At 42.9% G+C, this 12036-nt stretch carries 11 protein-coding genes; 8 read left to right on the forward strand and 3 right to left on the reverse strand.

Annotated features, from left to right (window positions below; translation table 11 throughout):
- The coding region (locus R7E00_RS09345) for a cadherin-like domain-containing protein (RefSeq protein ID WP_318124428.1) at positions 1-1319 on the reverse strand (1319 nt) is incomplete at its 3' end.
- Positions 1320-1719: 400 nt separating this feature from the next.
- On the opposite strand from R7E00_RS09345, the gene R7E00_RS09350 reads away from it, so the two are divergent.
- From R7E00_RS09350 to R7E00_RS09375, 6 genes are all read left to right on the forward strand, one after another.
- Positions 1720-3030 (forward strand): TolC family outer membrane protein, encoded by a 1311-nt coding sequence (locus R7E00_RS09350; RefSeq protein WP_017635971.1) that lies wholly within the window; start codon positions 1720-1722, stop codon positions 3028-3030.
- 2 nt (positions 3031-3032) lie between these two features.
- Positions 3033-3647: an OmpA family protein gene (locus R7E00_RS09355; protein ID WP_005377354.1), complete on the forward strand. Its 615-nt coding sequence runs from the start codon at positions 3033-3035 to the stop codon at positions 3645-3647.
- A 175-nt stretch (positions 3648-3822) separates the two neighbouring features.
- The gene (locus R7E00_RS09360) at positions 3823-4176 is read left to right on the forward strand and encodes a DUF2750 domain-containing protein (protein WP_262606332.1); all 354 of its coding nucleotides are present in this window, start codon (positions 3823-3825) and stop codon (positions 4174-4176) included.
- A 186-nt stretch (positions 4177-4362) separates the two neighbouring features.
- Positions 4363-6333, forward strand: a complete 1971-nt coding sequence (locus R7E00_RS09365; protein ID WP_115386007.1) for a diguanylate cyclase domain-containing protein — start codon at positions 4363-4365, stop codon at positions 6331-6333.
- 87 nt (positions 6334-6420) lie between these two features.
- Positions 6421-7119 (forward strand): IclR family transcriptional regulator, encoded by a 699-nt coding sequence (locus tag R7E00_RS09370; RefSeq protein WP_054575004.1) that lies wholly within the window; start codon positions 6421-6423, stop codon positions 7117-7119.
- 106 nt (positions 7120-7225) lie between these two features.
- Positions 7226-7918, forward strand: coding sequence for an SDR family oxidoreductase (locus R7E00_RS09375; RefSeq protein ID WP_132937121.1), 693 nt, complete (start codon positions 7226-7228; stop codon positions 7916-7918).
- Positions 7919-8116: 198 nt separating this feature from the next.
- Here the strand turns inward: R7E00_RS09375 and dkgB are convergent, their stop codons facing one another.
- On the reverse strand, positions 8117-8917 hold the full coding sequence (dkgB, locus tag R7E00_RS09380; protein ID WP_053304418.1) for a 2,5-didehydrogluconate reductase DkgB: 801 nt from the start codon (positions 8915-8917) through the stop codon (positions 8117-8119).
- A gap of 112 nt (positions 8918-9029) precedes the next feature.
- Here dkgB and R7E00_RS09385 point away from each other — a divergent pair, with 112 nt between their 5' ends.
- The gene (locus tag R7E00_RS09385) at positions 9030-9935 is read left to right on the forward strand and encodes a LysR family transcriptional regulator (protein ID WP_005377343.1); all 906 of its coding nucleotides are present in this window, start codon (positions 9030-9032) and stop codon (positions 9933-9935) included.
- A 132-nt stretch (positions 9936-10067) separates the two neighbouring features.
- On the forward strand, positions 10068-10973 hold the full coding sequence (locus R7E00_RS09390; RefSeq protein ID WP_053307049.1) for a TIGR03571 family LLM class oxidoreductase: 906 nt from the start codon (positions 10068-10070) through the stop codon (positions 10971-10973).
- Between the two features lie 115 nt (positions 10974-11088).
- Here R7E00_RS09390 and R7E00_RS09395 read toward each other — a convergent pair whose 3' ends face one another.
- Positions 11089-11973, reverse strand: coding sequence for a LysR family transcriptional regulator (locus R7E00_RS09395; protein WP_262606331.1), 885 nt, complete (start codon positions 11971-11973; stop codon positions 11089-11091).
- Positions 11974-12036: the final 63 nt, after the last annotated feature.

Here is a 12036-nt window from a genome sequence, read left to right on the forward strand (position 1 = left end):
CTCTCAACCACAGGCGTGTCGTTCACCGCATTCACGGTGACGTTGACCGTCGCTTGGTCAGTCAGTGCACCATCGGTGACGGTGTAAGTGATTTCAGCATCGCCATGGAAGTTCTCAGCCGGTGTGAAGACCAGTTTGCCATCAACGATCTCAACTGTGCCTTGTGTTTCAGGTACGGAAGCCGATTGGATAGACAGCGTATCACCATCAATATCAGTATCGTTTGGCAGGACATCAATCGTTACTGAGCTATCTTCCTCTGTAATTGTTGTATCATTAGAGGCAATAGGCGCATCGTTAACTGAGTTTACTGTTACCGAAACTTGAGCTTCATCCTCTAACTCACCATCTGAGATGGTGTAGCTAATCGTTGCATTACCGTTGAAATTTTCAGCCGGAGTGAAAACAAGCTTACCATCGATAATCTCAACGATACCTTGCTCTTCTGGTACAGAAGCAGAGGTAATGATTAAATCATCACCTTCAATATCACTGTCGTTAGCGAGCACATCAATTACAACCAGGGAATCTTCGTCAGTTTGAATCGCATCATTAGTTGCTATTGGCGCGTCATTAACAGGCGTAATATCTAAGTTAGCAGTGCCATTAATAACACCACCATCATCATCAATGATGTCATAGGAGAATGACACTTCAGTGTCATCATCAGCTTCTGGGATGTAAGTCCAAGAGCCATCGCTGTTATCAATTAAGGTGCCATTCCCACTCTCAATAGTGACGTTTGTAATGACAAGAGTATCGGCATCATCAATATTGACATTCGATAGTAATTCTTCAGTAGTTATCGTGATTGGATCGCTATCTTCCTCAACAGCGCTTAATGTCACTGGAGAATTAGTAAGTGGCTTACTTGAGCCATCCCCACTTGTCTCGATACCTGTTGTGAAGAAGTCATTTAAGGTCAACGCTTGTGTTTCAGATAAGCCGAGGGATTCTAGGCCAATAGTTTCAAAGTTTGTTGAGGCTAGCACTTCAGTACCATCTCGTACAATCGTGGCACTATTTTGCAAACTGGAGCCACTATTTTCACCCGCTGCAGGTGCGAGTTCTTCATCAATAGCAGAAGGGTCTTGACCTTGCTCAATAGCACTAATAATCTGTGCTACATCGTCTGAAATATCTTTTAAACCTTGCTCTTGAGCAAGCTGAATTTTCAGGTCTTGAGGCGCAGCATCTGTCATTGCCACTATCACTTCACCTGGTAGAGGCTGCTGTCCTTCTGCAAGGACTCTCAGCTGCCCATCCAAACCTATTACGACGACTTGATTACCGAGTGGCACTAATGCTGTACGATCCATATAAACCTTAACCCTAAATAACTGTCAAGTTTTTGACTAACAATACTAATTTGCTATATATTGCCCGAATATATAGTGCAATAACAGCAATTTGATGCTCAATAAAGTAATTATGTGTCATACATCAATAAGAATCCAGATGCATAAGTGTTTTGTTTTATTAAAATCTGGACTCTCGTTTCTAGCCATTACCTCCATGTTTAATTTGAGATCTTAATTCAATTTTTAGGCAGATTTAGTAGGTTGATTTATCAAAATTGAAACAAATGAACAGCGAATCAACAGGTTACTTCATCGCATATTAATGTTATTGTGCGCTAAATTATTGACGCCCTTATAAGTATTCCACTTATAAGCCCTATCACCTCGAGAATTTTTACCATTATCTAGGAGAATCACAGTGAAGTGGACTCGTGCCAACGCCTTTTGTATTGGTATGTTCACCGCTAGTCATGCTTTTGGGCAAACGCTAGAGCAAGCGGTTGAAAACACATTAAAAACCAATCCTGACATCAAAAGTGCGTTCAATGAATTCGTTAGCAAGCAGTATGTGAATGAAGCATCTGGTGGTGCTTACCTCCCATCCGTAGACTTAGATGCCGGTATCGGTTACGAAGGAATCAAACCTGCAGAGTCAGGGCGAGATTCAACCGATCTGACAAGAAAAGAAGCCACCGTGACACTAACCCAGCTAATATGGGATGGCTCAGCGACACTTAATGATATGGATCGAACAGCAGCTGATGCTGAATCGGTCCGTTATCAACTTCTAGCTGATGCCCAAGACACCGCTTTAGAGGTCGCGAAAGTTTATTTAGACTCAGTAAAAGCTTATGAAATTCTGACACTTTCCGAGAATAACTTGAAAGTGCATAAGAAGATCTATGAAGACATTAAAAAGCGAGTTAACTCAGGTATCGGTTCTACAGCAGACCTAACCCAGGTAGAGGCTCGTTTAGCAAAGGCTCACGGTAACTTGGTGGCAGCTCAGAACAACTTATATGACAGCCACACCACCTTTACACGCCTTGTCGGACAGTCACCACAAGGATTGATTTTCCCAAGAGCGGACCAAAACTTTATTCCCTACACCATCGATGAAGCGATTGACTTGGCATTCGAGTCACATCCAGTAATCAAAATTTCGGTAGCTGATGTGGACTCTGCAAAGTTCCAATACAAGCAATCTAAGGGAACTTACTACCCAACGATATCGGTAGAAGCGGCTCAAACATGGCGTGATGATGCAAGCGGTATCGAAGGAAGCAGCGAAGAGACAACAGCAATGTTACGTATGCGTTACAACCTCTTTAACGGTGGTAGTGACGTAGCCAACGCTGAAAGTTTTGCCTACCAACTAAATAAAGCAAAAGACCTAAGAGAACGTGCATACCGCCAAGTAGAAGAAGGTCTTCGTCTATCTTGGAGTGCGTTAGATTTAACACTTCAACAAAAAGAGTTCCTAGCGGATCACGTAGATTCGGCCTCTGAAACTGTCATCGCCTACGAAAAGCAGTATCGCATTGGAAAACGCACTCTGCTGGACTTGTTAAATACTGAAAACGAACTTTTCGAAGCGAGAAAGAACTACTTAGATGCTCGATACTCAGAGCAGTACGCCAAGTACCGCGTTATGAACGCGACTGGCCAATTGTTAAATGCCTTGCGTGTCGATGTACCTACAGAATGGAATGAAAAGGTGGAGTACTGATCATGAAACCAGTGAAGATTCTATTTGCATTGGGTATGCTCGCCATCACTCAACACGTTGTTGCTGAAGACGAATATGAGTATCGTCCTGTACCAAATGCAGAACAAATAGCAGATTTGCAAGATGACGATAACGATGGTGTCATCAATGCTCGAGATATGTGCCCAGGTACACCTGAAGGCTCAGAGGTCGACAACGACGGTTGTGGAGAATACATTAAAGCATCAGATAACATGCAAGTGCGGATACTTTTTGCTAACGACTCTGATGAGATCAATCCAGTCTTCAGAAGACAAGTCCGAGAGCTTTCCGACTTTTTAAAAGAGTACCCTACTACTTCGATAGAGCTGCACGGCTATGCTAGTAAAGTTGGCGGTTCAAAGCATAACCAAGATCTTTCTGAAAGACGAGCACGCAATGTCCGTGAAGCCCTACTAAGCTACGACATCGAACCGAGTAGAGTCCGCATTGTTGGTTTTGGTGACACTCACTTAGCACAACAAGGGACCGATGAAGTCAGCCATGCTTTAAATCGTCGAGTAACCGCATCAGTCGTTGGTTACAAAGGCGAGATAAAAAGAGAGTGGACAATATTCACAACTCTTCCAGAAAGGTAAAGTACCTGTTTTTGTTTGCTCTGCAAGCACAAAGCAAACAAAAACGAGTGAATACTTAACCTCAGAAAAGGAGCTTCGGCTCCTTTATTTTTACTCATTTCGACAACCGTATTATGCTTTAGGAATCGGCACTTTAGTGTTACTCTAGCCACGTCATAACAACGAGAGTTTTGAAATGAGCAAACTTACATCAGATATCCAAGCGAACCTTGACCTTTTTGTTGAAGAAACGAAAGAAAACCAATTGGTTTGGGGTTTACGCAATGAAGAAGGTTGGCTATCTTGCGATTCAACTGAATTCGAAAACAGCGAAGTCATGCCTTTCTGGTCTTCTAAAGAAGATGCAGAAGCACATAATGTTGAAGAATGGGCAGATTTTACTGTACTAGAAATCCCATTAGATATCTTTGTTGAAGATTGGCTTTTGACTCTTGCTGAAGATGGTGTTCTTGTTGGAACTAACTGGAACGATCAGTTAGAAGGCAAAGAAATGGAGCCTCAAGATCTAGCAAAGCTTTACATTGATTAAAGATTTCTGACCTCAACTTTATGTTGAGGTCTTTCTTTTTATGCCTCTTCTTTCAATATCTCGACCAAGTGCATAGTTTCACTACTCTTTTTCTTAGTACACCCAACTTAATCACAACGCTGATGCGTTAAAAGCGCTATGATAACTCAACTTTAAAGGCACCTTAAATTAAAGGCTCGTTTAAACATGCGCGTGCTCTATCCCTTGCTTGCGTCACTTTTGCTCACTCCAGTATATGCAAGCGACACTCAAGATATTGAACCAAACCAAAATATCACACAGTGGCACTCTGTCTACCAAACCACACTACGAAGCAACCCTGAGTCGGCATTGAGCATGCTTCAAGATCGCTACCATACAGCGAAATCGGACAGCGAAAAGCTCTACGTAAGTGGATTGATTTATGAATATATGTCAAACATAAATCAGCCTTACTACGGCAGCAGTCAAGTCTTAGACAACCCTTTTTCTCAATTAGAATCAGAATATATTCTTGCCTTAAATGAACGTAAGCATGGTAGTTACGAGGCCTCAGTAGATAGCTTTTCTTCTTTGCGACAGACAATGAAGAAAATATCCGATTCCGAAGGCAAGGCTCTGATGAACTATCAACTTTGTTATACGCTGAATCAACAAGGTCGTTATCACAAAGCAAACTTTTATTGCTCATCCATAGAGAGCCACTTAAATCATAAGCATCAAGAAAACTTCCCTGTTGATCTTGCTTTGCGCGTGGTAGCAAATAACTACAATTACCGTGGTGACTATGAAAAAGCCTTAAGTTTGTATCGACAGTTGATGGCCAACATGTCGACGCAAAGCGATCCTTCAGGGATTTACAATGACGTCGGCAATTTACTTGCAGAGCTGGGGCAATTTGAACAATCAGAGCAATATCTCATTCAAGCCTTACTGGTTCGCCAAGATGAAGGGACACCTCTTGAAGTTGCGCAAGTCGAACATAGTCTAGGAGCGATGTACAGAAAATCCAAAGAACTCGATAAGTCCATCAGCCACTACAAAAATGCATTAACGATTCTCGAACAACTTCATTATCCATACGGGCAAGGGTTGACCTATTTAGGGTTATCTGCTGCTTTGGCCGATTCTGGGCAATTGGATACCGCGGTAGATTACATTGGAAGAGCATTAAACATTGCCCAAACTTATGAGAATACGCACCTTGAAACAGAGGGTCATTTGGCTGCTGGATTGGCATATTTAAAGAACCATACACCCGAAAAATCGATTGAACACGGTACAATTGCGTTAAGATTAGCGGTAAAAAACGCTAGGCCCTTATTGCAAGCGCAAGCCCAATTACTCCTCTCAAAAGCATACCAAGCTCAAAATGATTACAAAAAGGCGCTGGAGCATCACAAGGCCTACTCGACGATTGAACTAACGAACCGAGACGCGAGTAATATCAAGGCGTTAGAGGCACTAGATCTCACTAAAAAAGAGTATGAATATGATCTACAAGTCGCGCAGTTGAACAACGAAACTCTTCTAAGTCAGTACCAGTTTGAAAAACTCACAGACCAACAACGCACTTATAATTTTGTTGTTTTCTGTTTATTGATTCTCCTCGCTCTGGCATTGATGGTTCAGCGACAAACACGCTTAAAAGCCAAAATAGACAGCTTAACGTGTGCATTAAACAGAGCGGCAATTATAGAGACGATTAAAAGCCACACCTCCAAAGCGGAAGGAGACTTCCGCTACGTTCTAGCATTAATCGATCTAGATGACTTTAAGGCGATTAATGATCAGTATGGTCATCCGACTGGCGACTTAGTACTACAACAGGTATGCAAAGCGCTTAAAGCTAAACTTAATAAGGGAGAGTACTTGGGTCGTTTAGGTGGAGAAGAGTTTATCTTGCTATTGAAAAACGTCGATGAGATTGACGTTCCCTTTAGAATACAAAGTCTGCATAAAACAATTTCAGAAAAGAGTGTACATTCGCTTAATAACCATCAATTGAATATATCTGCGAGTCTGGCCTATCTATCAACCTCAATGCCACTCACCAACTTTGATGAGCTCTATTCGATATTAGACCAAGCGTTATACAATGCTAAGAAGCAAGGAAAAAACTCCCTTGTGGATGCATACAACGAGCCGATCAGTTTAAGTGCTGAGTATATTCTCTAATAAAACCAAACCACCAGCGTAGTGGTTTGTTATAGGTGGAAGCATCAGTAAGCCATTCAGATGCAACACCATCATCAAGGAGTCTTTGTGCCCAAGGCAAGAAAAAACATTCAGTCTCTAGAGCGAGGTTTTCTAATCCTCGAGTTGCTCTCGATGAGTGAGTCTCCCCTATCATTACAGACGATCAGTAATGCGATCCAGTTAAATAAGACGACTGTTCACGGGTTACTTGCGACTCTACACTCTCTTGGATATGTATCCAAACACAACCATAGCTACAGCCTAGGGTTTAGATGCTATGAACTGTCTAAGCCGATTGAACAAAAAAACGAAGCTATCCGACAACATTTTGTTCCATTGCTGAAAAAAATGGCCCAAGTGACTAACAACACAGCTTACCTCGCTGTACAAAGTGGCGCTAAAGAGTACTTGTATATCGATGCTATAGAGCAGGATAACCCTCTTACTATCCGTAGCCCGAGAGGGAAACGAGAAGGACTCACAACATCTGCGATCGGCAAAGTTTTTCTTAGTTTTGATGATGAGCTTCGTCGAACATTACGCCTTGAAAACCAAATATCCCCCACGTTAGAAACTGAACTTAATCAGGTTGTATTATCAGGTTACGCACTCGATTTAGAAGAGGCAGAGCCAAACCTCAATTGCTTAGCGATCCCCCTTTACTTGGATGGTAAAGTCGTTGCTGTTGCAGGTGTTAGCGGTGCTGCCTCCGAACTGACGGTCACTAGGCTAAAACACTTTGCCAGCATCTTTCTCAAATTTTAAGATTTGACAATGTCGAATCCTAGGCCATTTTTATACTGTTTTGATTACATGCTTATACGTCGCCTCTAATATGGTCGTTGTTCAACTCAACAACGTAGGAGAAGCGATGTCTACTGTATTAATCACCGGCGCTAACCGTGGCTTAGGCTTGCAATTTGTCCGCCACTACCTTGGAAAAGGTTGGCAAGTTATCGCAACTTGTCGTTCACCAGAAAATGCTAAGCAGCTCAATGAACTAGTAACCCAATCTAATCAACTTCAACTGATGGCTCTAGACGTCACTAACCAACAAGATATCGATCAGTTAGCCACTCGATTAGCGGATCGTCCGCTCGATCATTTAATTCTTAATGCAGGTGTATTAGGCGAAGAGTGTGCAAAGCTTGGCGAAATGACCCAGAAAAAATGGCTAGAAGTACTAAACATAAATACCGTCGCACCTGCCCTGCTAATTCAAGCCCTACAAGACAACGTTGCGAAAAGTCAGCACAAAACCATCGTGGGAATCTCAACCCGAGTTGCGAGTTTAAGCGATAACAGTTCAGGTAACATGTACAGTTATCGAGCATCTAAAGCAGCGCTTAATCAGGTTCTAGTATCAGCAGCACGCAATCTCGAATCGCGAGGAGTAAAAACTGTCGCAGTTCATCCCGGCTGGGTAAAAACCGATATGGGCGGTGAGGACGCAACCTTTTCTGCCGAGGAAAGTGTTGCAGGCATTGTTTCGGTCGCAGAACAGCTAACACTTGAGCAATCCGGAAGCTTCCGCGTATTTGATGGCTCTACAATCGAATGGTAATTGATCTCTAAATGACGTCTCCCGGCCAAATTGAAGGCCGGGAGAATACAGTAAACTAATAGGCCAAAAAGATAAAAGCTCGCACTATCGTCAGACAAGCGAGCCCTTATCGTCTATGGTGTTGTACTACTGTCAAACGCTGAGGAAGTCAGCGATTGCAGAGGCGTCATTTAGGCAATGATTTCCTGTGAAACTCACTCAATCATCCCATTCAGGCGCTAGCCCTTCAGGGTTTACTTCGCGGCCATTTCTTTCTAACGCATCTATCTTTGCAATCGCCTCTTCACTCAGATTAAGTTCAAGTGCTTTCAGGTTACTTGCCAAATTCTCTCGTTTAGTTGAAGACGGGATCACCGCGTAACCTTTTGACAAAGCCCAAGCAAGCGCGACTTGAGCGGGCGTGGCCTGATAGTCCTCAGCAATACCTGCAATAGTTGGGTCCCCAAGTACTTTCCCATATGCCAAGGTCATGTAAGACGTTACCTGAATATCGTTTTCCTGCATGAAGCTGACCAACTTACGATTTTGCAAATAAGGGCTAAGCTCGATTTGGTTAGTAACAATATTCTCTTTACCGACCACTTCTATCGCTTGTTGCAACAAGTCAATATTAAAGTTGGATACGCCAATATTACGGGTTAACCCTTGCGATTTAGCTTCAAGTAATGAAGCCATGTATTCGTTCAAGTTATTGTTATTGCCAGGCCAATGGATCAAGGTCAAATCCACATAATCTGTATTTAGCTTTTCTAAGCTCTCTTTTAGACTTGGAATGAGTTGTTCCGTGTTCATGTTATCAACCCAGATCTTGGTCGTAATGAATAGCTCATCACGTGCAATACCGGATTGTGTCAATACTTCACCGATTTCTGCCTCATTACCGTAAATCTGTGCAGTATCAATTACGCGGTAACCCACTTCTAACGCATTACGGACTGAATCCTTAACTACTTCACCCTCTAAACGAAACGTGCCGACGCCAAATGATGGTACTTTCATCTAAATCTCCTGAATTATCGATTTTATAGTTGATTCGAAGCAAAACTTTACGCCGCAAGAAACTTTCCGTAAAGTTAACAATACTCAAATCTAATTTGAAATATATTCAACAATGAAAGCTACTCTAGATGAAATGCGCACCTTTATGGCCGTGGTCGATACGGGTTCAATCAGCTCTGCGGCTGAACTGTTATCGATGACCGTCTCGGCGGTGAGTCGATCGGTATCTCGGCTAGAAGCCAAACTCGAAACGACCTTGTTAAATCGCACAACCCGTAAGTTAGATGTTACTAATGAAGGAACGATATACCTCGATAAAGTCAGACATATTGTAGAAGCAGTAGAGAATGCCGAAGCACAACTGAAAAGCCAGAAATATAAGCCTTCTGGCCTCCTACGAATAAACGCAGCTACCCCCTTCTTACTGCACGTACTAACTCCGCACATTGCTAAATATCAGAGCTTGTATCCAGAAGTCGAAATCGATCTCAATTCCAATGAGGAAAATATTAGCCTTTTGGGAACAAAAACCGATATTGCTTTTCGTATCGGTGAGCTACAAAACTCAACCATGCGCGCGATATTTCTTGGTAAAAGTCGGATTCGAATCGTCGCGAGTCCAGAGTATTTAAGACAACATGGTACTCCAACCTCAATAGATCAGTTACTCAATCACAAGCTACTTGGATTCAACAAGCCGGAGTATCTTAAGGAATGGCCGATCATGGATGATAAGAACAAACTTCTGCGTATTATGAGTAGCCTAAGATCTGATAATGGCGAGACGCTAAGATGTTTAGCCTTACATGGTGCGGGGATAGCTTGCCTGTCTGACTTTATGACCTACTCTGACCGACAAGCTGGTCGCTTAGTGGGCGTGCTTAGTGAACACACGCATAATGTCGAACAGCCCGTTCATGCGGTGTATTACAAAAATGCCAGCACCTCACGCCGGATCAGCTCTTTTATTGACTTCATCAAGCAAGAAATCAAGGTAGAGAACCACCAGTTCCTTTAAAGACCACCGCTGTTTGTAGCAAAACACTTTTGTCTTTTTGCCGCTTTTTCTCACAACAAAAATCTCATAGTGTCCTGAATATCAGGGAGGCACCTTGCCTCCTAGTACTCACAGTAATAGTCAGGCTTCATAATGCATAAAGATTTAAGTAACAGATTCACCATCGGGGTTGAGCTCCCCCTAGATAATGACTGGACCCAAGAAGGCCAGAAAAAACGCCTGCTCCAACGAAAACCGTTCGGCGTACCAGACATGAGTGCACATAAACAGCGTATTATGTTAGCCGATAAGTTAGGCTTTAACGTAGCGTGGGTGAGAGATGTCCCGTTGTACGACCCTAACTTTGGAGACGCGGCACAAATTTATGAACCGTTCAGTTATCTTGGCTATCTCTCTGCGTGCACCGACAACATTCTACTAGGGACAGCAGCGATAGTATTACCGTTAAGACAACCTTGGCTAGTGAAAAAAGCCGCTGCGACCATCAACGAGTTAAGTGGTGACCGCCTGATACTCGGTGTGGCTAGTGGAGACCGCCCTAGTGAATATCCCGTTTTTAATGCCAACTTTGACAGCCGTGGATCAGCTTTTCGAGAAAGTGTAGAGATTTTGAAAGATACGAAAAATGATAAACTGGGTAACGATCTACAGTTATTACCCGAGTTTGCTGATATTCCTATCTATGTCGCAGGGTTAGCGCAGCAAAGTCCACAATGGATAGGAGAAAACCTAGACGGCTGGCTCGCCTACCCAGGCACACCTGATGATCATGAACACCGCGTTGCACTTTGGCGCTCCGTAGCGGGAAACAAACCCTACGCCAGCTTTATTCATCTTGATTTAGTCGATAACCCAAATGCACCAGTCGTTCGGCATCATTTTGGTATCCGGGCCGGAGTCAATGGCTTGAGCGATGAGCTAGAAAAAATGCAAGAAGCAGGAGTCAATCACATCGGGTTGCATTTCCGTCGTAATAGCCAACCAATTGAGAAATCAATGGAACAGATCGCTCAGTACGTGTTGCCACGCTTTAACTAAGATCAAATAAAAATATGTGCCACCTTACTAAGGGGTGGCACGCTAGGCTTGGCACTTGGAAAAACAAAAGCTGCAATAACGACAAAACTCTTTTGTTAAAACAACAATAATAGAGTTATTTTAAAGTAAGTCTTGGTTGAATAAAGTCGATGAACGCGGAAATACGTTTAGAGACTGAAGAAGATTTGTAGAACACAGCATTGACCTGTTCTCGTCCAGTATTTGTGATTTTTTCCGATTCAAACAATGCCACTAACCGTCCAGAATCAAGATCATCTTTCACCATAAAGCCAGATAAACATGCAATGCCGTTCCCTGCCAGCACTAACTGTCTAACCGTTTCACCACTGCTGGATAGGATACCAGGCTCTATCATCTCAAACCCTCGTAATGGCCACTGATTTAACACTTTAGCGCCAGAAAAACCGATCAAGTTATGACTGCGCAAATCGCTCACCGCTTCAGGGAAACCTCGTTTAGATAAATAACCAGGCGTGGCAACGATAAATAGTGGGCTTGTTCCTAAAGGTTTAGCATGCAGTGTTGAATCCGATAATCGTCCAATACGTATCGCCACATCGGTTCTTTTTTCCAATAGATCCACAAAACCCTCATTAGAGGTAAGATCGAGCTGAATATCAGGATAAGCCTCTTTAAATGGCTGAATTAACGGCACAAGTTGATGTAAAACAAATGGGCTAGCGGCATCAACTCTTAAGCGCCCCTTGGGTAATTCACCTCGTGTGATGATCTCTTCTTCAGCTTGCTGTATTTGTAGTAAACCTAAGCGAACCGCTTCAACAAACTGATGCCCTTCCTCAGTAGCTTCCACTCTGCGTGTCGTGCGATTCAGCAAGGTTACCCCCAACTGTGATTCAACTTTACTAACCGCACGAGATACCCTAGCGACTTGAATACCTAGTGCATCAGCAGCGGAAGAAAATCCACCACTATCCACAACTGCCATGAGAATCTCTAATTCATCTGATCGGGTTAACATTTCATCCCCTTTCTTAACTGCGCATTTTCATCATTTATAACAAAAGTATTTTGTAATAAACAC

The organism is Vibrio sp. Vb1755 (assembly GCF_033338635.1).
Classification (GTDB): Bacteria; Pseudomonadota; Gammaproteobacteria; order Enterobacterales; family Vibrionaceae; genus Vibrio; species Vibrio alginolyticus.

What these genes read in the sequence shown, in the direction of transcription:
- R7E00_RS09355 (WP_005377354.1), top strand. Translation starts at nt 3,033, where the DNA reads ATGAAACCAGTGAAGATTCTATTTGCATTGGGTATGCTCGCCATCACT.
- dkgB (WP_053304418.1), bottom strand. Translation starts at nt 8,917, where the DNA reads ATGAAAGTACCATCATTTGGCGTCGGCACGTTTCGTTTAGAGGGTGAA.
- R7E00_RS09385 (WP_005377343.1), top strand. Translation starts at nt 9,030, where the DNA reads ATGAAAGCTACTCTAGATGAAATGCGCACCTTTATGGCCGTGGTCGAT.
- R7E00_RS09360 (WP_262606332.1), top strand. Translation starts at nt 3,823, where the DNA reads ATGAGCAAACTTACATCAGATATCCAAGCGAACCTTGACCTTTTTGTT.
- R7E00_RS09375 (WP_132937121.1), top strand. Translation starts at nt 7,226, where the DNA reads ATGTCTACTGTATTAATCACCGGCGCTAACCGTGGCTTAGGCTTGCAA.
- R7E00_RS09395 (WP_262606331.1), bottom strand. Translation starts at nt 11,973, where the DNA reads ATGTTAACCCGATCAGATGAATTAGAGATTCTCATGGCAGTTGTGGAT.
- R7E00_RS09365 (WP_115386007.1), top strand. Translation starts at nt 4,363, where the DNA reads ATGCGCGTGCTCTATCCCTTGCTTGCGTCACTTTTGCTCACTCCAGTA.
- R7E00_RS09390 (WP_053307049.1), top strand. Translation starts at nt 10,068, where the DNA reads ATGCATAAAGATTTAAGTAACAGATTCACCATCGGGGTTGAGCTCCCC.